19 protein-coding genes are annotated in these 22433 nt (G+C 70.7%); 7 read left to right on the top strand and 12 right to left on the bottom strand.

Annotation, left to right across the window (positions count from 1 at the left end; all coding sequences use genetic code 11):
• Positions 1-153 precede the first annotated feature (153 nt).
• Positions 154-2763, bottom strand: a complete 2610-nt coding sequence (locus tag QF035_RS11290) for an outer membrane protein assembly factor BamB family protein (protein WP_307519986.1) — start codon at positions 2761-2763, stop codon at positions 154-156.
• Between the two features lie 143 nt (positions 2764-2906).
• On the opposite strand from QF035_RS11290, the gene QF035_RS11285 reads away from it, so the two are divergent.
• Complete coding sequence (locus QF035_RS11285; protein ID WP_307519985.1) at positions 2907-3056, top strand: hypothetical protein; 150 nt, start codon at positions 2907-2909, stop codon at positions 3054-3056.
• A 359-nt stretch (positions 3057-3415) separates the two neighbouring features.
• On the opposite strand, the gene QF035_RS11280 is transcribed toward QF035_RS11285, so the two are convergent.
• Positions 3416-4687, bottom strand: a complete 1272-nt coding sequence (locus QF035_RS11280; protein ID WP_307519984.1) for an IS110 family transposase — start codon at positions 4685-4687, stop codon at positions 3416-3418.
• Between the two features lie 1332 nt (positions 4688-6019).
• Here QF035_RS11280 and QF035_RS11275 point away from each other — a divergent pair.
• The 4 genes from QF035_RS11275 to QF035_RS11260 all read left to right on the top strand — a co-directional run bounded on the left by QF035_RS11275 (position 6020) and on the right by QF035_RS11260 (position 10202).
• Complete coding sequence (locus QF035_RS11275) at positions 6020-7246, top strand: AAA family ATPase (protein WP_373466631.1); 1227 nt, start codon at positions 6020-6022, stop codon at positions 7244-7246.
• A 92-nt stretch (positions 7247-7338) separates the two neighbouring features.
• The gene (locus QF035_RS11270; protein ID WP_307519983.1) at positions 7339-9159 is read left to right on the top strand and encodes a VWA domain-containing protein; all 1821 of its coding nucleotides are present in this window, start codon (positions 7339-7341) and stop codon (positions 9157-9159) included.
• Between the two features lie 79 nt (positions 9160-9238).
• Positions 9239-9715, top strand: a complete 477-nt coding sequence (locus QF035_RS11265; RefSeq protein WP_307519982.1) for a hypothetical protein — start codon at positions 9239-9241, stop codon at positions 9713-9715.
• A 154-nt stretch (positions 9716-9869) separates the two neighbouring features.
• On the top strand, positions 9870-10202 hold the full coding sequence (locus QF035_RS11260) for a hypothetical protein (RefSeq protein ID WP_307519980.1): 333 nt from the start codon (positions 9870-9872) through the stop codon (positions 10200-10202).
• A gap of 55 nt (positions 10203-10257) precedes the next feature.
• On the opposite strand, the gene QF035_RS11255 is transcribed toward QF035_RS11260, so the two are convergent.
• Positions 10258-10518: a hypothetical protein gene (locus QF035_RS11255; RefSeq protein WP_307519978.1), complete on the bottom strand. Its 261-nt coding sequence runs from the start codon at positions 10516-10518 to the stop codon at positions 10258-10260.
• A gap of 287 nt (positions 10519-10805) precedes the next feature.
• On the opposite strand from QF035_RS11255, the gene QF035_RS11250 reads away from it, so the two are divergent.
• On the top strand, positions 10806-11183 hold the full coding sequence (locus tag QF035_RS11250) for a hypothetical protein (protein ID WP_307519977.1): 378 nt from the start codon (positions 10806-10808) through the stop codon (positions 11181-11183).
• Between the two features lie 231 nt (positions 11184-11414).
• Here the strand turns inward: QF035_RS11250 and QF035_RS11245 are convergent, their stop codons facing one another.
• Positions 11415-11726 (bottom strand): hypothetical protein, encoded by a 312-nt coding sequence (locus QF035_RS11245; protein ID WP_307519975.1) that lies wholly within the window; start codon positions 11724-11726, stop codon positions 11415-11417.
• Positions 11727-12037: 311 nt separating this feature from the next.
• On the opposite strand from QF035_RS11245, the gene QF035_RS11240 reads away from it, so the two are divergent.
• The gene (locus QF035_RS11240) at positions 12038-12394 is read left to right on the top strand and encodes an SH3 domain-containing protein (protein WP_307519974.1); all 357 of its coding nucleotides are present in this window, start codon (positions 12038-12040) and stop codon (positions 12392-12394) included.
• 411 nt (positions 12395-12805) lie between these two features.
• Here the strand turns inward: QF035_RS11240 and QF035_RS11235 are convergent, their stop codons facing one another.
• The 8 genes from QF035_RS11235 to QF035_RS11200 all read right to left on the bottom strand — a co-directional run bounded on the left by QF035_RS11235 (position 12806) and on the right by QF035_RS11200 (position 22427).
• Positions 12806-13018 carry a hypothetical protein gene (locus QF035_RS11235; protein WP_307519973.1) on the bottom strand — a complete coding sequence of 71 codons (213 nt, stop codon included), beginning with the start codon at positions 13016-13018 and terminating at the stop codon, positions 12806-12808.
• A 113-nt stretch (positions 13019-13131) separates the two neighbouring features.
• Positions 13132-13971, bottom strand: a complete 840-nt coding sequence (locus QF035_RS11230; protein WP_307519971.1) for a MarR family transcriptional regulator — start codon at positions 13969-13971, stop codon at positions 13132-13134.
• Between the two features lie 383 nt (positions 13972-14354).
• Positions 14355-15236 carry an extensin gene (locus QF035_RS11225; RefSeq protein ID WP_307519969.1) on the bottom strand — a complete coding sequence of 294 codons (882 nt, stop codon included), beginning with the start codon at positions 15234-15236 and terminating at the stop codon, positions 14355-14357.
• The gene (locus QF035_RS11220) at positions 15233-16168 is read right to left on the bottom strand and encodes a C40 family peptidase (protein WP_307519968.1); all 936 of its coding nucleotides are present in this window, start codon (positions 16166-16168) and stop codon (positions 15233-15235) included. The genes QF035_RS11225 and QF035_RS11220 overlap by 4 nt, the downstream gene beginning before the upstream one ends.
• Positions 16165-17154 (bottom strand): replication-relaxation family protein, encoded by a 990-nt coding sequence (locus tag QF035_RS11215; protein WP_307519967.1) that lies wholly within the window; start codon positions 17152-17154, stop codon positions 16165-16167. Before QF035_RS11215 ends, QF035_RS11220 begins: the two co-directional genes overlap by 4 nt.
• 46 nt (positions 17155-17200) lie before the next feature.
• Positions 17201-19615: a helicase HerA domain-containing protein gene (locus QF035_RS11210; protein ID WP_307519966.1), complete on the bottom strand. Its 2415-nt coding sequence runs from the start codon at positions 19613-19615 to the stop codon at positions 17201-17203.
• Positions 19612-21480 (bottom strand): VirB4 family type IV secretion system protein, encoded by a 1869-nt coding sequence (locus QF035_RS11205; protein ID WP_307519965.1) that lies wholly within the window; start codon positions 21478-21480, stop codon positions 19612-19614. Before QF035_RS11205 ends, QF035_RS11210 begins: the two co-directional genes overlap by 4 nt.
• Positions 21477-22427, bottom strand: a complete 951-nt coding sequence (locus QF035_RS11200) for a PrgI family protein (RefSeq protein ID WP_307519964.1) — start codon at positions 22425-22427, stop codon at positions 21477-21479. The genes QF035_RS11205 and QF035_RS11200 overlap by 4 nt, the downstream gene beginning before the upstream one ends.
• Positions 22428-22433 lie beyond the last annotated feature (6 nt).

Below are 22433 nucleotides of genomic sequence, written 5' to 3'. Positions count from 1 at the left end.
CCTTCGACGGGTCGGCGAGGAGCATTGCGCGCCGCTCGCCCGGGACCTCAAGCGCGAGGACAGCTGTTGGTGGATGTCGTCGAGGGCATCGATGTCCTGCTGCGGCGCCGGAGGCGGGTGATCACCTGGACGATGACGTGGGGGCCCGTCTCGTCATGGCACGGCCGTGGTCAGCAGTTCGGGGGTGTCGCAGGGGAAGGTCCAGCGCTCCTTTCCGGATTCCGCGTCAAGTGCGGTGACGCCGTTTGAGCTGCCTACGTACACGACCGTGTCGGTGACGATCGGGGTGCTTGCGCTGTCGCCGAGACCGTGGCTCCAGCGCTTGGCGCCGGTCTTTGCATCCAGAGCTACCACGTCTGTGCCGCTGACGTAGACGGTGCCGTCGAGGACCACGGCATGAGCTGCATCTCGGGTGGGGTAGCTCCACCGCTTCTTGCCTGTGTCCTCGTCCAGCGCGACCACTTCACCGTTGCTGAGGGCGTACACCGTGCCGCCGGCGACCATGGGAGAGGTTGTGAGCTTCTTGGGATAGGTCCAGCGCTTGTTGCCGGTCTTCCCGTCCAGCGCGGTCAGTGATGCGTCGTTGAGGAACACGGTCCCGCCGGTGACGACGGGATCATCGGCTTCGGCAGTGCGGGGGTAGCTCCACCGCTTGGTGCCGCTTTCCGCATCCAACGCGACCAGCTCAAGCCCGTTTGACCACCAATTGTTGTAGGAGGCGTAGATCATGCCGTCGTCCGCCGCCAAGCTGTGCACCCAGCCCTCATAGCTCCAGCGTTTTTCGCCGGTGTCTGCATCCAGCGCAAACAGGGCGAACGCTCCGCCGGAGTAGATGTTCTTTCCGTCCGACACTGGAGTGGCGTCAAATTCCCCGGTGGGGTAGCTCCAGCGTTCCTTGCCGGTGGTCGCGTCCAATGCGGTGAGACCGGCGGGGATGCCTGCCATCTCCTCGCCGCCGATGGGCGGCGGATCAGGGACCTCGTCGGTCCGGCCGGGCACTTCGTCGTCGATGACGTACAGCATGCCGTTGGCGTGTGTGCCGGTCGGCTGTCCGAACTCGGTGAGGTGGTCCCAGCGCTTCTTGCCGGTGACGGCATCCAGAACGTCGACGCCCCACCTATACCGTTCATCGGGCCCGACGCTCACGTAGAGGTTACCGTCGGCCGACCCTAGATCAGGGTTGCCGTCCTCGTGCCTGACGGTGGGATGGGTCCAGTGTTCCTTGCCGGTGTCGGCATCCAGCGCGTGCAACGTGCCGTCGCCCCAGGCATATAGCGTGGTTTGGGAACGCGCCTGAGCAGGGCGGTCATCGCCTCCAATGGGGGCGTGCTGCGTTGGCCGGGAACGGTCTGGCAACCCGCTCGATTTCTCCAGCCAGGGTACGCCGAACAGCAGAGCCGATCCGGCACTCAGCGCGACCAAGGTGGCCATAGCAATGCTGCGGGCGGAAGGTCGTGAGAGTCGTCTGTGTGACCACGGCCGCGAAAGGCCTGGGACGGGCCCGCCCGCCCCGTCTCGGTGGGCTGCCGGCCCCGCTGGCGCTGTCCTGTGCGCGGGGCCTCGTGAACTGTGGCTGCGGTGCTCACCCGTCGCGCCGACGAGGAGGCGTGGCGAGTCCGAGTGGACCAGCGCTTCGGGGACGCCAGAGCCGTCGTCTCTTATGGCGCTGGTCGAAGGGTTGTCCGGGTTAGCACGGGGCAACGCTCTTCCGGACGCGTGGTAGGCCTGGGCGTCCTCGCGGGTGTCGAGGACGACGCCGGTCTGGCGAAGATGATCGCTTGGCTGATCGGGCTTGTCCGGGGTGTCTGCGGACACGGCTCCCTTGCCGCTGTCCGCTGCGTTGCTGCTGTTCATCGGCTTGTCCGCGCTGTCCACGATTTCGCCGCGGACAATCTTGGGGCCAGGATCAGGGTCAGTGTCGTTGGGGTGGTCAAGGCCGATCTGCTCGCGCAACTGCGACAGCTCCTGGGCGTGGGCAGCGAGCTCGTCGTCGGCGTGCTCCAGGAGGACGTCGTACTCATACAGCGGCACCACCGGGCTGGACTCGGGTTCTGCGTCAGGTGGCTCGGGCTCGCCATCGGTTGTGCGCTGCTGAAATGCTTCCAGTGCGCGGCGGTACTGCTCGGCGAGTTGCTGGGCGGCGACGCGGATTTGCTCGGCCTCCTCTCGTTTGCGCCGCGCCCTGGCCACGCGCTCGTCGGCCTGCCTATTGCGCTGCTTCAGCTCGACCAGGTGCTGGCCGATCTCTGCCAGGACCTCGGTACGCGCCTTGTCCGTGGCACGGTCGCGCTGCTCTTCCAGGATGCGGCACTGCTTATTGAGCTCGGCCATCAGGCCCAGCAACCGGAAGATCAGCTGGGACATGAACATGACGGTCTCTTGTGCCTGTAGCTGCCCCTTGCGCGCATCGTCGAGGCGGATGTGCAGCTCCAGCGCCGGCCCCCGATCCTTCGGGGGCGGCAGCTGTGCCTTGCCCATCGCCGCCTGCTCAGCCGCGGCCAGCCGCCGCCGCCCCTCGGCGCGGGTCGTCTCGCGCAGCCGCGGCTCGCGGACGAGGTCGTTCACCAGCTCCTCCAGGAGGTAGCTGGGGATGAGCTTTCGTCCTCTGCGGAATTCGCTCCACTGGCTCCGCCCGAACGTGAAGCGCTCCTCCAGTTGCCGCACGGTCAGGGGGTAGGTCAGCTTCCGCAACCATGCCGCAAGCTCATTTGCCTGCGGAGTGTCGCCGTCCAGCGGCTTCGGGGGCTGTCCCGATCGCGACACGCTCTTGGTCCTTCTGTCCGCGGACGAGTGGGGGTTGTCCGTCTTCTTCCTGCAGGGACACCTCTTTGGTGAGGCGGACAATCACACCAGTTCCCACGCTTTTCTCCAAGTTGCCTAGTCAAAGAGGAAGTTGGAGATCCAAGATGCGTCGCACCACCTGGGCCTACGCCGTAGCTGCCGTACTCGTCGTCGCCCTGCAGTCGGGCTGGGACCCGGCTGAGGTCCGTAACCTCGCCATGGCGATGCTGGTCCTGATCGCCCTGATCTACGCGGCACGCGGCGGCCGCGAGTAGCCATGGGCTCGAGTCACGCCCTGGGCTGGCGCGCTGCTGGCCCAGGGCTGTTGGGGGGTATCGGGTGGCGTTCAGGTGCGCCGCCGGAGCGCGGGAACAAGCAGGAGGTTCGGTGTGACTGGCTGTCGGCGTCCGTACCGGTGGCGGCACGGTGCCACCTAAACTGCGGCAATTGATGCGCTACCACAGCGCCCGGATGGCAGTGAGGTCAGCTAGGGGACGCCAGCTGCCGGTGACGTGCTGGTGGGGTGTGTTGGCGCTCGGCAACGGTCTCTGAATGGAACCCTTTGGGGTCGGTGACTTTTGGGATCTGGAACACACTCCGGATGCTGACACGAAAAGTTGAGTGAGTGTGCTGGTCAGGCCGTTGCTGCGATGGGCTCGAAGCGGACGGTGAGGCCGAGGCGGTTGGCTTCCTTGGTCATGCGACGCATGGCGCGTTCAGGGTCGCGGCGGGTGAAGTAGTCGGCGCCGAGGTCCTGGTAGCGGGTCTTGTGGCGGAGGATGTGCCAGATCGCGACGGCGAGTTTGCGCATCACCGCGACCAGGGCCCGCTGTCGTCCGCGGCGGGCGGCGATGCGCCGGTAGTAGGCGCTGAGATAGCAGTCCTTGTTCCGGGTCACCGACATCGCGGCGATGCCCAACAGCCGTTTCAGGTTGCTGTTGCCGTTGCGGGTACGGGCGGATTTGGTGACGCCGGCGGATTCGTTCATGCCCGGGCAGACCCCGATCCAGGAGGCGAGATGGCCGGCGGTGGCGAACTGGGTCATGTCCCCACCGGTCTCAGCGATGATGATCTCAGCCGCCGCGGGGCCGATGCCGGGGATGGTGTCCAGGTTCTCGATGTCCTTGTTGTGCTCCAGGCGGGTCAGCAGCGCGGTGATCCGCTGGTCCAGCTGGTCGGCCGTGGCGGTGAGGTGGTCGATCTCGTCGAGGTAGTGCCGGCACATGAACGCGTGGTGCTCGGTGAACGTGCCGTCCAGTGCCTCAACCAGGGCCGGGATCTTGCTGCGGGCCCGCCGGATGGCCAGGTCGGCCAGCGCCTGGGGGTCACGCTCGCCGCCGATCAGTGCGTTGATGATGGCGCGTCCGCTGGCCCCGGTGATGTCGCTGAGCACCGAGGACAGCTTCATGCCGGTGTCCTCGAGTTCCTTCTCCAGCCGCTGGGCCTCCTGCCCGCGTGCCGTGATGAGCTGCGTGCGGCGGCGGGTCAGGTCCCGCAGTTCGCGGATCTCCCGCTCGGGCACGAAGGAGCCCATCACCATGCCCGAGGCGCCCGCCCGGGCCAGGAACGCGGCGTCGCTGGGGTCGCTCTTGCGCCCCCGAATGCCCTTGAGGTGGGCCGGGTTGACCAGCATCAGGTTCAGATGCGGCTGCAAGGTGTAGTAGAGGTGGCGCCAGTAGTCCGAGGTGGCCTCGAGCACCACCACCTCGACCCGGCGCTCGAGTAGCCAGGCCAGCAGACGCCGGATCTCGGCCGGGGTGGTGGCGAACCGCTCGGTCTCCAGCGTCCAGGTTCCCGGCCGCTTCAAGCACGGCGTGCGTACGCACGCCAGCAGGAACCGCTTGCCCAGATCCAGCCCCGCCGCCCGCAGATAGAGGACCTCGTCCTTCACGTCCTGTCTGGCCATCGCCGTGTCCCTCCCGCACGCGTGCCGATCGAACGGGCGCCCGGAGGGATCCGGGAAGTCGCTGAGTCTGACACACGCGCTGCCGGTCACCGTGGTGGCCGTGGCGCAAACCGAAGTCCGCTAGCGGATCCCCATCGCCATCCTGTTGGGCGAGCTGACCGGCATCACAGAGTCTTCGGCTTACCGGGCGCCCACCCCGATTTTCCCCCCACCGAGGAGGCCAGCGCAGCCGGCCTGGCGAACCTGTTGGCGATCTTCACCCTACCGAGTGAAGATCACCAACAGCATCCATTCCGTGAGGACGATCGCTGGACCTCTCCGCTGGTTACTGACTGTGGCGATGGGCGGGCGGCGGTCAAGAGGACGCGCTTGCGGAGCAACGGGAGTTTGGCGCGGCCGAACATCAGTCGCTTGACCATTTTGATGTGATTTACCCGGCCCTCGACGGGACCGGAATTCCAGTGGGATGTCAGGCCCTGGACGACGGCCTCCCAGTCCTTCTCCAGGCCGGTGGCGAAGGAGTGGAGGTCGGGGAGGTCCTCGGCGCTCGCGCGGTGATGATCCAGTCCATGAGGTGCTGGCCCCGGGCCCCTGGGTGGCTCATCACTCGGCATGAGTGGCCCCGATGGCGTTCGCCCCGGCGCATCTGGTGTCGTATCCGCCGTCGCTCCCGTGTGCGTGCTTGGATGCGACACCCCTTCCCGGGCCAGGGGCGCAGGCCAGGGGCCCTGCGAGCCACCGGCGGGCGAGGGCGACTGTATATCGGTGCAGCAACGCATCCCGATCTACTGACAGCCGGCGCCCGGCGCCCGGCCTCCGCGTATCCCGCACGGATGCCTGCATCCGGTCGCGCCGACTCATCCCGTGTACCTCCTTCATTTCACCAACTCGACCTCCAGCCGGCTCTGTATGGCCCCGACCCCGGGGCGGCCCAAGTCCCCACGCGTGCACAGCGCGGCGGCGCCCAGGCGTAGCCGAGGGCGCCGTGCCGGGCGCCGTGCATTCGAATTGACGGGGGCTGGCGGGTGCGGGCGACTGGGAATCGGTCGTGCAGACCGCCGCCCACGACGCCTTGCGTCGCACGGACGGGAATTCCCCTGAATTCCCGTCGTGAATTCGCGAGAATTCCAGCATTATCAAGCCGGAATGCGGCTTCAGGTGGGGTGCGAGTCGAGCTATATTTGAATTGTTCCCGGAAAGGCCGGGAACAGAAAAGCCGCTAATGGGGTCCGCCCGGAAACGGATTACGGGTGGAGTGCGCCTAAAAAATGGCCGCCTCCTCTGAATTCGAAATGCGGCCGCCTCGGGTAATTCAGTGAAAGGGCTCGACTGATGACCGGTACCGCCACACCTGCCTCCCCGCCTCCTGTCCCCGTGCCGCAGCAGTCCGCCTCCACCGCGCCGAATGCTCCGGCGGCGCCTGTGAGTTCAGCGCCCGGCACGAGCGGCAAGGTCCGCCCGGGGGAGCTGCGGGCGAGGATCGCGCAGGCCCTGATGGCGAATGCGGCAGCGCAGTTCAGTGTCACGGAGCTGGCGAGGATGCTGGGGCATTCGGGCGGGGCGGTCGGCAACGCGTGCGAGACGCTGGTGTGCCGGGGTGAGGCGGAACTGGTCGGTTCCAAACCCCGTATGTACCGGGCGACTTCGGCCACGGCCGCAGCCGCGCAGCGCTCCGTACCGGCCCCGCCCGCCCCGGGCAGTACACCCCGGGTGCCGCGACCGGCCGCCCCGCAGGCCCCTGCTGCCGGGCCGCCGGGCGGGCGGCCAGGGCCGATCACGCGCCCGAACGGGCAGCAGTACCACCCCCGGGCGCTGGCGCAGTTGCCGGATGTGGAGGCGTTGCGGCGGCTGCGCGAGGCGCAGGTGGCGGTGTTGCTGTACGGGCCGCCGGGCACCGGGAAGACCTCCCTGATCGAGGCGGCCTTCCCGGACCTGATCACGGTCGCCGGGGACGGGGACACCACGGTCGGTGACCTGATCGGCGAGTACACCCAGGCGGCGAACGGCGGCTACGAGTTCATCTACGGCCCGCTCGTGACCGCCATGCAGGAAGGCCGCGCCCTCCTCCTGGACGACGCCACCCTGATCTCCCCGAAGGTCCTGGCCGCCCTGTATCCGGCGATGGACGGGCGCAGGCAGATCCAGGTCAAGGCGCACAAGGGTGAGACGATCACCGCCGCCGAGGGCTTCTACGTGATCGCCGGACACAACCCAGGCGTCCATGGGGCGGTCCTCACCGAGGCCCTCGCCTCCCGGTTCTCGGTACAGATCCAGGTCGGCTCGGACTACGACCTGGCCGCCTCCCTGAAGATCAACCGGACGGCCGTGCGGATCGCCCGCCACCTGGCGACCAGCCAGCAGGGGGGCGAGGTGGGCTGGGCCCCGCAGCTGCGGGAATTGATCGCCTTTCAGAAGATCGCCGATGTGCTGGGCACCGAGGCCGCCTTCGCCAACCTGGTCGGCATCGCCCCGCTGGAAGACCGGGACACGGTCGCCGAGATCGTCACCAAGGCCATCGGCCGCCCGGTCACGGCCCTGACCCTGGGCCGCCAGCTCTGACGACCGCCTGCGCCCGCCTCCTGCACCCAGCCCCGCTCCGGCCATCGGCCGACACCCCACCCCGCCACATCCCCGGAAGGGACCGATCCGCCATGCCCGCACACACCCAGGCCCACGTCCAGCACACCCCGCCCGCCCTGACCGAGACCCAATGGGCCACCGCCCGCTGGGAGGACGACGGCGGCCCCGCCTACGAACCGCCCCCGGGCCCGCAGGCCGGGCAGTGGCTGCGCATCGCCGCCGCGATGGCCGAGCGCCTTCCCGAACTCGCCGGACGCGAGGACGTGCTCGTCACCTGCGAGGAACAGACCCGCTCCGGAGCACCCGCCGCCTTCTTCCCGACCCTGGCCGCCCTGGAAATCGACCGGGCCCTCTTCGCCCCGCTGAACCCGGCCACCATCGACCCCGCGCGGTCCGGCGACGAGGAGCGCTACCCGGTCGCCTGGGGTGCCTTCACCCACGAGGCCGCACACGCCGCCCACAGCCGCTGGAGCACCCCGCCCCCGCTGCGCGGCACTGCCCTGGACTCGGCGGCCCAGCTGCTGGAGGAATCCCGCGCCGAACACGCCCACCTCGCCCGCCGCCCGGGAGATCGCCGCTTCCTGCGATCCGCCGTACACACCCTGGTCCTGGCGGACTTCACCAGCCAGACCCCCACCGACCGGTGGCAGGCCGCAGCGGCGGCCGGGCTGATCCTGGCCCGCCGGGACGCCGGAATCCTCGATGAGGACGAGACCGAAACGCTGGCCAACACCATCACCGGCATCCTCGGCTCCGACCTGCTGGAACACCTCGCCCAGATCTGGTCGGCCGCCCACGCCACCGCCGACGAGGACGGCCAGACGATGCTGGAGCACGCCGAGGCCTGGTGCCAGGCGCTCGGCGCCGACCCCGCCAGCCCGGAACCCGTCCCCGACCCCACGGGCCGCAGGGGCGAGTTGGCCGAGGCGATCGGCAAGGTCGTGGCTGCGGTGACCGCAAACGAGACGGCGCAGGCGGCAGCCCATGCGCGCGTCGAGGCGGCCCGCACCGCCCGGAAGCAGGCGAAGGCGGCCCAGGTGGCCCAGGCGCGGCAGGCCGCGAAGACGGCCGAGAAGGTCTTCGCGCCCGGCCAGCGCCCCTACACCCCCGGCAAACCCGTCAAAGGCCAGCGCGGCCGCTCCCCGGTGACCGGCAGCCGCCTGCCCACCGGTGCCGAGAAGGCGGCCGCTGGGCAGCTGGCGCGGGCGCTGCGGGCGGCCGCCTACCGGGAACGCATCACCACGGTCACCTCCTCGGCGGCCCCGCCCGGACGCCTGAACATGCGCCAGGCCCTGGCCCGGGACGCCCAGAAGGCCGCAGGCGCCACCCCGACGGCAACCCCCTGGACGCGTACCGTGCACCGGCCCAACCCGACCCCGCCCCTGCGGGTGGGCATCGCGGTGGACGTCTCCGGCTCCATGAGCGCCGCCGCAGGTCCGATCGCCTCGGCCGCCTGGATCCTCGCCAAGGCCGCAGCCCTCACCGACCCCGACTCGCGCAGCGCGACCGTCGCCTACGACCGGTCGGTGACCGCGATCACCGCACCAGGCCGTGCCCCGCAGCGGGTCACTCAGTTCGACGCGGGCGGCTTGGGTCACAGCCTCGCCGAGGCCCTCGACGCCCTGACAGCGGGCATTGACCTCGACCGGCCAGGTGCGGGCCGCCTCCTCGTGATCGCCTCCGACGGCTACTACCGCCAGGAGGAGGCCGCCCGCGCCGCCGAGCGCATCACCGCCCTGCGCGCGACCGGCTGCGCGGTGCTGTGGCTCGCCTTCGACCCCGACCCCCGCCCGCTGCCCGGCACCACCGTGCTCGAACTCACCGACCCGGCCCAGGCCGCCGCAGCGATCGGCCAGGCCGCCACCGCCGCCCTGGCCACCACCCAGCCCTGACCCGTTGCCGCCCCCGGCATCCGCCGGGGGGCGGCACCCCGCCGCACACCCGCCTCCACCGTGAAGGGGACCGAATCCCATGACGTCACTCGCCGAACGCGCCCACGCCGCCGCCGTGTTCATCCGCCACACCACCGCGATCAGCCCACATGGCCCCTACCGGGGCGAAGAGCACGCCCGCACCGCCGTACGCCTGGCCGCCGCCCTCGGACTCGGGCTGGACCAGATCACCACCGCCCCGGACTGGCTGCGCCGCCGTACCACCCCCGGCGAACCCGTGCTGGCCACCGCCACCTGCCCCGACACGAGTGAGAAGTACGTCTTCCTCGCCCGCTTCCCGATCTACGACGACGAGCCGCTGGAACTGCTCGGCCCCTGCCCCCAATGCACCGGCCAGGTCCCGCTCGCCACCATCCGGCACCTCGCCGATCTCGGCACCCACCTGGCCCGTGCCCCGCTGACGCCCGAGGACGCGCTGCACACGGACACGCTGCCGGACACCTTCAGCGATGACGACGGCCACACCAGCACCTGCCGCTACGGCGAAACCCTCTAAACCCCCACCACCCGCTCCACAAGAAAGGATCTCAACCGCCATGACCGACAGCATCAGTGGCATCCGTGGCACCGCCGCCCCGGCCAATATCCCTTCCATCTCGCCGGGTTCAGACTCCACTCTTCGTTGCTCGCCTGGGGCCGATGCCCTCCGCGTGACCCTCGGGGAGGACGGCTACCGGCTTCTCGGCAGCCAGCGCCAGGAGCGCGGCACCGCCCTGGCAGAGCTGGCCGATCTGGTCTGCAACACCGCCCGCGAGGCCGACCGACTCCACGGCAAACTGCGCCGCCACGCCGCCCACGTACGCGACCGCATCGACAACACCCTCAACCCCCGCGTGGACCCGGCCTTCGTCCCGGTCACCGGCCTGCTCACCAACACCGGCCACGCCACCGACCTCCACGCCGCACGCTTCGCCCAGCAGATGAACCAACTCACCTTCGTCCTGGAGAGCTATCAGGCCGCCACGCGGCGCACCGGAGTGTGACCCAGCGCAGTTGACCACGCGGGGGCCCACACCGGGCCCCCGCCCCCACCCGCCCTCACATCGGGCCGGGGCGCCGCACCGCCCCGCTCTCCTGGAAGGACTTCCACCCATGCCCGGTAGCCGTCAGCCACAGCGTCCCCTGCTGGTGCACCAGCTTCTCGGCCACGCCCATGCACTCCTTGCCACGGCTGAGGAGGATGACGTCCCTTCCCTCACCGCGCTGTTGGTACGTGCGGCGGACCACCTGCCGGTCGAGGACCGCGGCAGCCTGGACCCGCTGGCCCTCGCCTGGCTCGTGGCGGACTCCGCCGCACACCTGCTGGCCTGCACCCGTACCCCCGTAAGGCCGGAGGACCCGCACCTGGACTGCTGCCTTCAGGCACTCGACCGCCTGCCCCGGTCGGCCCGCACTTGCCTGCTCGAGGCGGCCGTCCGGCGCACCGCACCCGACCCCGACGACACCCCGCCACCCACCACCGCACGATTCCAAGCGCCGGTCAGCCGACCGGCCGCCCGGCGCGGCGTACCGGGACGCTGCCCGTGTCCGTGCAACAGCGGCGGGTTCTGCGGCGGTTGTGGGCACGCAGGGTGCGGAGGACGGCGATGAACCGGCGCACCGCACACAGTCACAGCGAATCGCCGCAGCGGAGCCTCACCTACGACGATGGCGTCGAGCCCGAGGACAATGGGCCGTACGCCGATGTCGCCGATCCGCTCACCGGCGCCGTACGGCTGTGCGCCGAGATGTGTACGACCTGCATCTTCCGTCCGGGCAATCTGATGGACCTGCAATCGGGCCGCGTCGTCGGCATGGTCAGCCAGGCGCAGCAGGCGGAGGGGCATGTGGTGTGCCACAAAACTCTCGGAAGCGAGTCCCCGGCGATCTGCCGCGGCTTCGCGGACGGCCCCAACCAGGGCCGCAGCCTCGCCCTGCGCCTGGCGCGCGCCCTGGGCACGCTGACTGAGGTCACGCCGCCATGACGACCCGCACGCATGAGGTTTCCCGGTGTTGAACACCCACCATGGCGGCATTCACGGTGCCGATGAACCTGTGACGGCGCGCCCCGGCGAAGTGGATCCACTGGATCTCGGTGGGGCAGACCGTCGGCGCGAGACCGGAACACCAACCGCTGCGGCTCACAGCCGGCGCACCGACAGGGCGCAGTGGAGTACCCGGTCTGCGCCCGTCGAGTGCCCCTGTGAACTCCGGCCCTACTTGACGCGTTTGGCGCAGGTCACCGGGACCTGCCCGCCTACGACGATGTACCAGTTGTAGCCGTCCTTGTCGCACTTGCGGTAGAGCGGCCCACTCATGGTGCGGCCGCGGGCGATGAGACAGAAGTTGTTGCGGATCACGTCGCCGCGGTGGACGTAGCGCACGACGGGGGAGTCAGGCCGGGCGACCTTGGCGTCGCCCTGCGGCATGCGTACGGCGACCTTCTCGCCCGTGATCCGAATCTTGCAGTGCGTCGCTTCAGCCTGGCTCTGGGCGTGCGCCTCGGCCGGTGCTGCCGGGCCAAGCATCCCGCACCATGCGACAAAGCCCAGTAGCCCGACGGCGGTTGGGCGCAGACGGCGTCGCACGCGAGACGGGGTCATTTTCCTGCTCCTCTGGTCGAAGTCATACGCGACGCGGCGCTCCGCTCCGCGGCCCGCACGCGGCGGGCTGGGGCATGTCCGCTGGTTGTCCCCCACGTAAGAGGCGTATACGCGAAGCAGGGCGAGGTCTACTTAATCGGCGTAACACGCCTGTAGAGATACTAAGATGGTGGATTAGGTGTAAGAATCGGGCATTCTTCAGTCCGTCTGCTGAACCCGCTGGAAAGGAACGCCTGTTGCACCGCCGCCACTCCTCGCTGATCGCCGCGAGCATGCTCGCCGCCCCGCTGTTCGCGCTATCGACTCCTGCGGCTGCCGCCGCGGCACCGGTACAGGTGCCTGCCGGATCGGTGGCCGCCAAGAAGGACTTCTGCCGTATCACTGCTTCCTCGGCAACGGTGCGTGCCAAGCCCCGCACGAACGCCGCGGCGCTCGGCACCGCGTACAGGGGAAACACCTGCACGGCGCACGGCTGGGCCGAAGGCGACGGAACGTGGGTCAAGGTCACGATGAAGCACACCGGCGTCACCGGATACGTGCACTCGTCCCTGGTGGCGTGGGGCAAGGAGGGACTGGCTCGCACCGGCCCGTGACCGGACCCAAGTGCTGCCCCTCGCGCTCCGGGAGGGGCAGATGCTGTCCGTCAGGTCACGCCCATACCCCGGCCGTCCTTTTCGCGGATGAGCGTGCGCAACAGGGCGATGCGCTCGTTGGGGCCGGTGGTCGCAGAAGCTGCCCAGGGAGTCGTAATCGCGCAGATCCGATACCCAGCCAGGTGCTTTGAGGGCCGCGCGCATGGCCGGCCGACGCTCCGCCCAGCCCTTCAGACGCCAGGTGAGCAGGTGGTCGAGGACGGTCACCGCTGGGCCGGTGTCGTTCCAGTCCTGCTGGCAGGTGAGGCTGCGACGGCCGATCAGGATGTGCGCGAAGCACCACAGCAGCGTGAAGTACACGCCCAGGACCTCGCACGTTCCTACGGCGGGCGGGAGACTGTCCGGGCCGGGCTAGCGATAGTGGGCTGTGCTGAGGAAGTGTTCCAGCGCCTCCCGCGCTTGGGCGGTGGCCGCCCCGGCGGTGTGGTCCGTGTGCAAGGCGCGCGCCAGTTCGTACGCCGCGTGCGCGAAGGTGCCGCGTGCGGAGCGCCGGGCCCAGTACGCCGCGTAGACGGCGATTGCCGCTGACACCACGGCCACGATCGGGCTCAGGAAATCAGCCACCGAGCCCCTGCCCTCCCCGACCGCAGCCATGGGGTGTGGAAGACTCGAAATGCAGCCGGGCTGGTTCCCAACCCCCGTGGGAACCAGTCCGGTTTGCTATGGCCGGTCGGCCGTCAGTCGCCCTTCGGCGCTGTCAGACGGTAGGTGAGCGGCTTGTTGGTCACCTGCTCGGCGATGCCCTGCCTGGCGAGGGTGACCAGTGCGTTGGCGATGGCGCCCGAGGACTTCTCGATCACACGGCTGATCTTGGTGGCGGTGAACGCCTCACCGGGATGCGCCTCAAGGTGGTCGATGACCATCTGTCGCAGTGCACCGGGTGCGAGCCGCTTCCTCTCACCCGGCAGGGTGATCGCTTCTGCCGGTGGCGCCGGCTGCACCGTGTTGGCCTGCGGGGCAGCTGTGTCCTCGTCCTCCGAGTCGTCGCTGCCGCCCTCGGCGTGCGAGCCATCCTCGTCGCCCGCGGTGTCCTGTGGCGCCTCGGTCACCGAGGCGGTGACGGCCTCCGCGCTGCTGTCATCCGGTGCAGCAGGGCTGTCGGGTGTGGTCTCGGCAGCAGGGGCACCCTCACGGTCGATGCTGTTGCCGACCGGCTCCGAGTTGTCTGCGATGGGAGGTTCCGGCTGGGCGCTGATGGGCTCCTGATCGCTGGGGCCGTCGCCGTTGCTGGTTGCCTGGGTGGCCGCGGCGCGCCAGTGGTCGGGGGTGCGGCGGGGGCCGTCGTGGCCGCCGGGGGTGCGTACGGCCAGGCCTTGTTCTTCAAGGGTGGTGAGGGCCTTTCCGGCGGTGGAGCGGCCAACGCCTGCGCCTAGGGCGAGTTCGGCGGCCGTGACCGGTTCGGTGAGGCAGGCCAGCGCGGTGTAGATCGCGGCGGCTGCGCCGGTCAGTCCGGTCAGCGGCTCGGGGGTGGGGACTGCGTGCAGCGTACGTGTGGCGTCGATGGCGGTGTCGGACATGAGGGAACCTCGTTTCCATGGTGTCTGGCGATTGAGGTCCCCGGCCGGGGTGCGGACCCGCGTGTGCGGGTTGCGGGGGTTCGCCGGGCGCGTGCGCATCGCGTTTGTCCCGGGCGAACGTGGCCGTGGTGCGAGCGGGTTCAGGGTTGAGGAACCCGCTCGGTTCGCTGGCCACGACCATGGACGCTCTGCTCCGCCGGGAAGTCAAGCGGCTCGATCACGTCCGGATCGGGCCAGCTCAGAGCGGTGTCTCGGTCTTCGGGTGGAACGGGTGCGGGCCGGTGAGAGCTGGTGTGCCGATCGGTGGGCGGGCGTTGAGAGATTCCGTGCGACGGATCGGATCGGTTTGGGGAAGGGCTGATCGGATGGCGGAGCGGGGCAGTTCATCTGGCCGAGGACGTTGGGTTGGGGTGGTGGCTCAGGAGCTGCTCGCTCAGTTGTCGGGCGCGTCGTGGGCCGATGCGCAGATCGGTGCGCAGTTTCCAGACGCTCACCGCTTTCCCGGTGGCGGCGCGGGCCGCGTCGTCCAGTGCGACGGCGCGCGGCCACACGTCGGCGTTTGACGCTGTGTCGCCGCGCCCTGGGGGTTTGGGTGCCACGGGCTGCATGCGGGGTGTGTCGACGCCTGCGTGGGGCGTGTCGTGGCTGACGCCGGTGGCGGGACTGTTGGCTGTTGCGGGCGCGGCGTCGGATCTGCCCTCTGGGGAGGGAGTGTTGAGCGGATCGGGATCGGTGGTGCGCGGATCGATGTGCTCCCTGGCCGATCGGTGTGCGGCGGTGGCGGGCGAGGTGGGCTGCTCGGGAGGATCGGTGGAGCCGATGCGGTCCAGGAGGTCGGTGACGGTCCGTCGGTAGGCGGCGATCGTTTCCGTCAGGGCGATCAGGAGCAGGGCCGGGGTCAGGTGCAGCAGCACGGCTGCCGGATCGGCCCGCCGGGGCCAGCCGATCTGCCCGTCGGGCCACAGAGACTCCCAGGAGTTCATCAAGGCGGCGGTACATCCGGCGCCCCAGCGCAGCGCGGTCGACCAGGCCGGCGGGCTGATCCCCCAGGCGGCCAGGCGTGCGTCCACGTACAGGACACCGGCGAGCGCGGTGCCGATCATCGGGTCGAGAAGAACCGCGATGGGCAGGGGGACGTCGCGGCTGGTGGCGAAGCGGGTGACGTTGACCGTGGTGAAGACCAGAGCCAGGATCCCGACGGCGCACAGCACGCGGGTCATGGACTTGAGCAGGCCGATGGCTTCGCGGGCGGCAACCTGCTTCACCGGCCACCACCGCCTGGCGCCGCGGGCCTGGTGGCGCCCTGGAAGGCGGCGGTGTTGGTGTTCGCGGGGCCTTGGCGGACGACGGCGCCGGGGCGTGGTGCGTCGATGGCCTGTCCGTGGCCGGTGTAGAGCGCGACGTGGGTGATGTTGCCGGGGCTGGTGCCGAAGAACAGCAGATCCCCTGGGGCCAGTTGTGCGCCTCTCGGGAGGCGGGGGCCGTGGTTGTACTGGGTCTGGGCGACGCGGGGGATGGTGATCCCGGCGGTGCGGTAGGCGGCCTGGGTGAGCCCGGAGCAGTCGAAGCCGCCGTCGGCGGGGCCGTTGCCGCCCCACACGTACGGGGTGCCGAGCTGGGCGTGGGCGAAGGCGACCGCTGCGGTCGCGGCGCCAGTGGCGGCGGGTGCGGTGGCATACCCGTCTGCGATCTTCAGTACCTGGTCCACATATGCGTCGCTGTGGTTGTAGTGCCAGATGGCGCGGCGCAGGTTGCGGCCGTTCCTCGCGCCGTTGGCGCACAGTAGTCGGGCGGAGGCGTGGACGGCGTCGACCGGATCCCAGGGCGTCGGTGGCTTCTTTCCGCCGGGTGGCACGGGGTGCGCGTATGCCTTGAAGGTGGACGGCAGGAATTGCATGGGCCCCACGGCTCCTGCCGAGGACACCATGGTGGGGTGGCGGGCGTGGTCGGTCTCGACCTTCCCGATCGCGGCGAGGACGCTCCAGGACAGGCCCGGACATTCGGGGGCCGCGCGCTGGTAGAGGGCGAGCAGGTAGGGCGGGATATCGGCGAGGGCTCGTCTGCTCGGCGCCGCCGACACGCCGGCGCCGGGTGGCGCGCTGCCGAGCAGCGCGGCCACGACGAGCGCGGCCAGCAGGGGCAGCGCGAGGACCGTGCACCCGATGCCGCCGGCGGCCTTGGCGAACAGGGAGCTCATGATGCCGAGTTGGGCGTGGGTGGGAGTGGGGGAACCGGGAGGGTGAGGGCGGTGTCGGCATCCGTCGGCTCCAGTCCGGCGGCCGCCTCGAGGTGAGTCCAGCGGGCGGCGAGGTGGCTGAGGGTGGTGCGCCGGGTGTCTGCGGGCTGAAGCGGACTCCACCAGGGACCCCACGGAGTGGACGTTGTGAAGTCTGCGGAGGAGGTCGCGATGGTCAGGCCCATCTCGCGTGCGGGGGCGGCGAGGCGGCGGCGCAGAGCTTGGTCGCGGGAGGCGGTGCGCGTGTGGATGAGCAGGGCCGGGCGGCTGCTCGTGGCGCTGGTGAAGGCGGCGTAGCCGGCGAGTTTCACCTCGACGCGGGCCAGCGGCTGGCTGCCGGTGTCGTATTCGAGGAAGAACGGCAGAAGGTGGTTGCCCTCCTGCCAGTGGGCGTACGCGTCGGGGCGGACGATGTCGCCCCAGCGGCGGGCGCAGGAGTGCTCGGAGAGCCACAGGGCCAGTGCGGCGTCCCGGGCAGTGTGGGTGCGGGCGGCGAGGTGGGTGAGGAGTTCGTTGACGCCGAGGTCGTGGCCGAGGGAAGGGGAGTAGGCGATGCGGCCGGTGTGGCTGGGACGCCAGCCGAGGTCTGCGAGGTCGCATCCGGTGTGGGCGGCGAGCAGGGCGGCGCCGGCAGGGCCGAGGGTGTAGTGCTCGGGGGCGGATCCGTTCTGGGTGAGGGGGCGGAAGGAGTCGAGGACGGCGTGCCGGTGCAGGGTGCGCAGGCGCCGCTGTGCGGAGCGCAAGGAGGTGTAGGCGAGGGCGGCGATCTGGTGGGTGGTCAGGACGCGGTGTTCGTGGAGCATCCTCACCAGCCACAGGTCGCGGTGGGTGAGGACGCGGGTGAGTGCTGCGATGTCGGTGTGCCGGGCGGGGCGCGGGCGGGTGGTGGCGGCGCGGGCGGTGTAGCGGGAACCGGGGCCGTAGGCGGGGCGGGGCAGTGCGGTCATGACAGATTCACCACCGGGTGCGTGCGGATGCGTACGGAGATGTGAATCAGGGGCGGGTGGCCGGGCGGGGTCCGGTCCGGGAGGCGGCTGCCGCGCGCAGGTCTTTGGCGCGGCCGGGCACGGACGGTGGCAGGGGGCGGGTGGTGAGGGTGAATGCGGCGGATTCTGCGCCGCCGGCAAGGAGGTGGGCGGCTGCCTGGTAGGGGCCGAGGTGGGCGAGGTCGTGCGCGGCCAGCGTCGGCAGGGTGTGGCGCTCCAGCGAAGTGGCGTCCTCGGGGGAGGCGTTGAAGAAGACCTTGTTGCGGGCGTTGGCGGAGATGCCCTCGCGCAGGTCGCGCGGGAGCTGAGCGAGGTGCTGGTGGGCCAGCAGCATGGACAGCCGGTAGCCGCGGGCTTCGGCGAGCATGTCCTCCAGCGGGTAGGGCAGGGTGAGGAAGTTGTGTGCCTCGTCGATGCTCAAGGTTGCGTCGATCCGGGTGTGTTCGGGGGTGCGGGCGCGGGCGGCTGCGGCCTGCCAGGTTCCGGCGACGATGAACGAGCCGAGCAGTCGGGCGGTCTCCTCGCCGAGCGCGCCCTTGGGCAGGCGGGCGAGGAGGATGCCGCCGTCGAGGACGCTGGTGAGGTCGAAGGTGGAGGGGCCGGCGGCGATCGCGCGGCGGGCGAAGTCGCGCAGCAGGAAGGCGCGGAGCTTGTTCATCACCGGGCCGATCACGGCCGCGCGGGAGGGCTCGGACATTGATTCGTACCAGGCCCAGAAGCCGCGCAGCACAGGGTCCTTGAGGGCGGGGATGATGCGCAGCCGGTAGGCGCTTTCGCCGAGTAGGCGGGGGACGTCGGCGAGGGTGACCAGTTGGCGGGTGCGTTCGCGGTGTTTGAGGAGGGTCAGGCAGGCGGCGCGCATCACGTCGTCGGTCCGCGGTCCCCAGAAGGCGCTGAAGATCCGGCGGAAGATGCCGGTGAGGTTGTCGACGACGACGTCGATGTCCGCCCCGTCCAGCACGTTCAGACAGGGCGGGGTGTGCGGGTCGTCGGGGTCGATGAGGACGAGCCGGTCGGCGCAGGTGTCGGGCAGGCGGTCCAGCAGGTCGGTGATCAGGTCGCCCTTGGGGTCGATGACGATGACGCCGCGGTGGTTTCGTACGTCGTCGAGGGCGAGGTTCGCGATGAGGGTGGACTTGCCGGAGCCGGTCGCGCCCATGACATGGAGGTGGTGGCGGGCGTCGGCGACCGCGAGGCCGACACTGCGGCGGGCGCCGACATCGGAGCGGCCCACAGGCTTGACCCCGTTCCCGGGTGCGGGTTCGGGGACCGGTGGGGGCGGCAGGACGGAGCGGGCACCGGCCCTCTGCACGCCCGGGGCGTCCGCATCAAGGGGAAGGTGGGCGAGCGCGGCGAGTTCCGGTACCGACAGCAGCGCGGGCCGCGCAGAAGGGAACCGGCGGGCACTCAGGTGCGGTTCGGGACGGAGCAGGCGGGCGCGGGCGAAATGGTTACGGTCTGCGTAGAGGCCGAAAGCGGACGCGATCGCGTGGGCCCGGCCCCGCGCCGCATCCTGGGCCCGCTCCTGCTCGGGGGTGCAGGTGGCGGCGTAGGTGAGGACGCACTGCCACTGAGGGCCGCAGAGTTTGGCCGCCGACTGCCGTACGACGGCGCCGTGTTCGGGATCCTGCCTGCCCGTGGCGGCGGGCTGGGCGCGGTGCAGGAGCAGCGCGGCCAGGGCGGGCAGCCGGGCGGGAGGGTGTCCGGCCTTCAGACTGCGGGCCTGGCGGCGGGCGCGGCGCAGCGCGCCGCCGGTGGCCGGACGGGCCAGGATCTGCACGCACGCGGACTCGTCCTCCGCCATGCCGGTCGCGGCCTGCAGCAGTGCGCGCAACGGGTCGCTGTCGTGGCCGGTGCGCAGCGCCACCACGTCGGGGCGGGCCGGTCGCAGCCGTCCGGCGGTCACGGCATGCCCCGCTGGCAGCAGAGGGCCGGGCTCGACGATGCGGGTGTGGGCGCCGGGCCAGGCGGCCTCCAGCGCGCGGCGCACCAGGCCGAGCGGCACCGTGCCCGGGACCCACAGGCGGATCCGCAGGCCGGTGTGGGACCAGGTGTACTCGAAGGCGAGGTGGGGCTGACCGGTGGTGATGCGGCGCCACCACGGGCGCAGGAGGCCGGAGAGCTGAGCCCACAGGACTTCACCGCCCTTGGGTGCCACGTGCGGTGGGGTCAGGATCTCCACCAGGCGGGCGCCGTCGGCGAGGCGTTGGTGCCGTGCACGCAGCAGGCGGCGCCGGGCGGCGTATCCACAGGCTGTGGCTACCAAGAGGGCGGGGATCAGGATGGGCGCGGACGCAGTGCACCAGCCGAACGCCGCACCAAACGCGGCGGACCCGAGGGATTCGGGGCGGGTGAGGAAGTCGACCAGCCATCCGTGCGGCCCGGCTGTGGCGAGCCGTACGTACGGCTCGAATGGTGTCATAGGTCCCACCCCTCGCCGACGCCATCATCGATGGAAGGGCCATCGGGTTCGGGGGCGTCGTCCACGTGCCGGGCAGTGTGCTGGGCGGCGAGTTCGCCCGGGTCCGTGGTGATCACTTCGTGTTCGCCGGGTGCCGCGATGCTGATCAGGGCGACCTTGTGGCGGCGGTCGCCGGTCAGCAGCAGGGCCTCGCCGCGGGTCGCGGAGAGCAGGAACTCCCGCTCGCCGTGGCAGAGATGAAAGTTCTCGCTGATCGTGTCGATGGCCTGCGGGGCCTGGCGCAGCAGGACCTGGGTCGCCGCGTTCGACACGATGGCCCGCCCCAGATCGGAGGCGAGCACGTCGTCGGCGTCCTGGGTGACCACAGCCAGGCCCGTCCAGTACTTGCGGGCAGCCTTGGCCATGCGGAACAGGAACCGGGCGCCGGCCCCGTCCCGCATCAGCAGCCACGCCTCGTCGACCACCACGAGGTGACGGCCCGACTGGGGGCGGGAGGTGACCTGCCGCCAGATCGCGTCCAAGGCCAGCAGCATCGCCGGGGCCTTGACCTCTTCGGGCAATTGCCGCAGCGCGAACACCACCAGGTGCCCGCAGATGGCGGCAGTACTGGGACCGTTGAACAACTGAGCGTGCGAGCCGGTGGTGTACGGGACCAGCCGGTCGGCGAGATCCACAGCCGTGGGACTGCCGTCCTTGGCCAGCACCGTGGCAAGATCGGCGAGTTGGGGCGGAGTGCGAGTCCAGGTGCGGGCGTCGGCAGTGATCCCGGCGTGCGCGTACGCGGCGAGAACCGCCCGGTCGAGGACCGCCTTCTCGGCCGCGGAAAGCTCGGCGCCCAGCAGGACTGCGAGGAAGGTGTGCAGGAACAGCACACGCCGCGTCAGGACGTCCTCCCCGCCGTCCGCCGTGGCCGGGAGATCGAAGGGGTTGAGGCGTACGCCGTCGGCGCCGAGCGCGATGACGCTGCCGCCGACGGTCTCGGCGAGGCGCACGTACTCGTCCTCCGGGTCGATCACCGAGGCCGTGGCGCCGGTGAACAGCAGCCGCAGCAGCTCGAGTTTGGCGAGGTAGGACTTGCCAGCGCCGGAGCGGGCCAGAGTGATGGAGTTGTAGTTGTCCTGGCCGAAGCGGTCCCAGACGACGGGAGCGCCGGAGACGGCGTTCAGCCCATACAGCACCCCCGACGCGGCGCCGTCGTGGCCGGTGGCGATGGGCAGGTCGGGGCTGGTGAAAGGGAAACAGGCGGCGAGCGCGGCGGTGTCGAAGGTGCGGCGGATCTTGAGCGTGTCGATGCCGAGCGGGAGGGTGGCCAGCCAGCCCGGCAGGGCCCGGTAGGTGGTCGGGGCCACCGTCATGAGCAGGGACTCGGCGATCGCGCGGACGGCGGCGGCCTGCTCGGCGAGGGTGTCCTCGTCGTGGGCGTGCACGGTCAGGTACAGGGCGACGTGGAAGAGTTTTCCCTCGCCGCGGGCGATGCGGTAGGCGAGGTCGGCGGCGTCCGCGGCGGCGGCTTCCACCTCCGGGTCGTCCAGGTGGCCCTTGTCGTAGCCGGTGCGGCGGCCGGATTCCAGCCGGGCGCGTTGCTTCTTCAGCCCGGCGGCGGCCACTGGGTTGGGGACCGGTTCGATGTGCAGGGCGAGGTCGAGGTGGCCGGGGAAGTTCAGCAGCGGGGCGAGCCAGCCCGCGGTGACTTCGGCCGGGTAGCCGGTGACCACCAGTGTGGTGGCCAGGTGCGCGCCCACGGCGAGGGCGCGTGCGTGCACCTCGATGGCCTCGGGACCGGCCGCATCCAGCAGCAGGGCGCCGTCGACGGCCGGCTCTTCCGCGCTGGCCTGTCGTCGGTGGCTGAAGAGGGGTCGGGTCATGCCAGGTTGCCTTCCGGTTCGTCGTCGTACGGGGTCGGGGTGTCGGGGTTGCACGCCGCACGGACCAGGTCGGCACTCTGTTCGGCGTTCAGGGCGGTGACGGTGATCTCGGCGGAGTTGAGTGCGCGGGTGGCCTCGTGGACGCGCTGCAGTGCCCGCCCGGCGCCCGAGGTCCGCCGCATGCCGTGCGTGGCGGCTTCTTCGCGGGCGACCAGCACGATCTGCCGGCCGAGTAGGTTGCCGCCGGTGGCGAGGTCGGCGAGGAAGTCGGCGTGCGCGCGGGCAGCGTGTTCGAGCGCGGGGTGCGGCAGTGCGGCGGCGTCCTGGTGCAGGGTGTCGGCGAGCGGGGTGAGGTCGATGCGGTGGCAGCGCACCAGCAGCTGGGTGGGCCCGGTCAGGGAGTTGAGCCAGCGTGCGAACGCCGCGGTCAGGCCCTGCTGTTCGGCCGCCGAGCGCAGCTCGAAGTTGACCGTGGAGCAGGTTGCCATGGCGGCTGTTCCCTCGCTGCCCAGGTCGAGTACGCCGTCTGCGGTGATGCCGTCGTACGGCATGTCCATCGCGGCCGGGGGAGGCCCCACCGCTTGGACCCAGTGTGCGGGGACGACGGTGGGCAGGGGCGGGACGCCTTCGGGGGCGTGGACCCGGCGTTTGGGTGTGCGGGCGTGAGCGAGGGCGGCGAGTAGGAAACGGTCCAGGCCGATGCCCTCCCGCTGGCCGAGTGCGAGCGCGGCCAGCGCCCCGGCGACGGGAATGACCAGGGCCGCGTACGCGAGCGGCGCGATGAAGGGGCGTGTGGCCCACCAGCCGCCGTACAACACGAGTCCAGCGACGGTGAGGATGGCGGTCTGCCGGGCCGTGAACGGACCCAGGAGGCGGTCGGGACGCGAGATGTCGGCGGGAATGCGCGTGGCGTACGGAGTGTCCGCCGGGTCGTCGGTTGCGGTCATACGGGG

The sequence above is a fragment of the Streptomyces umbrinus genome (genome assembly GCF_030817415.1).
GTDB classification, from domain to species: domain Bacteria; phylum Actinomycetota; class Actinomycetes; order Streptomycetales; family Streptomycetaceae; genus Streptomyces; species Streptomyces umbrinus_A.
The sequence above is the reverse complement of the archived record's forward strand: the minus strand, read 5'-3'. Positions and strand labels throughout refer to the sequence as shown.

Bases quoted from the DNA above. Each gene is read 5' to 3' on its own strand.
- QF035_RS11275 (WP_373466631.1), top strand. From the start codon at position 6,020: ATGACCGGTACCGCCACACCTGCCTCCCCGCCTCCTGTCCCCGTGCCG.
- QF035_RS11270 (WP_307519983.1), top strand. From the start codon at position 7,339: ATGCCCGCACACACCCAGGCCCACGTCCAGCACACCCCGCCCGCCCTG.
- QF035_RS11285 (WP_307519985.1), top strand. From the start codon at position 2,907: ATGCGTCGCACCACCTGGGCCTACGCCGTAGCTGCCGTACTCGTCGTC.
- QF035_RS11250 (WP_307519977.1), top strand. From the start codon at position 10,806: ATGAACCGGCGCACCGCACACAGTCACAGCGAATCGCCGCAGCGGAGC.
- QF035_RS11205 (WP_307519965.1), bottom strand. From the start codon at position 21,480: ATGACCCGACCCCTCTTCAGCCACCGACGACAGGCCAGCGCGGAAGAG.
- QF035_RS11215 (WP_307519967.1), bottom strand. From the start codon at position 17,154: ATGACCGCACTGCCCCGCCCCGCCTACGGCCCCGGTTCCCGCTACACC.
- QF035_RS11245 (WP_307519975.1), bottom strand. From the start codon at position 11,726: ATGCTTGGCCCGGCAGCACCGGCCGAGGCGCACGCCCAGAGCCAGGCT.
- QF035_RS11220 (WP_307519968.1), bottom strand. From the start codon at position 16,168: ATGAGCTCCCTGTTCGCCAAGGCCGCCGGCGGCATCGGGTGCACGGTC.
- QF035_RS11280 (WP_307519984.1), bottom strand. From the start codon at position 4,687: ATGGCCAGACAGGACGTGAAGGACGAGGTCCTCTATCTGCGGGCGGCG.
- QF035_RS11230 (WP_307519971.1), bottom strand. From the start codon at position 13,971: ATGTCCGACACCGCCATCGACGCCACACGTACGCTGCACGCAGTCCCC.
- QF035_RS11210 (WP_307519966.1), bottom strand. From the start codon at position 19,615: ATGACACCATTCGAGCCGTACGTACGGCTCGCCACAGCCGGGCCGCAC.
- QF035_RS11200 (WP_307519964.1), bottom strand. From the start codon at position 22,427: ATGACCGCAACCGACGACCCGGCGGACACTCCGTACGCCACGCGCATT.
- QF035_RS11265 (WP_307519982.1), top strand. From the start codon at position 9,239: ATGACGTCACTCGCCGAACGCGCCCACGCCGCCGCCGTGTTCATCCGC.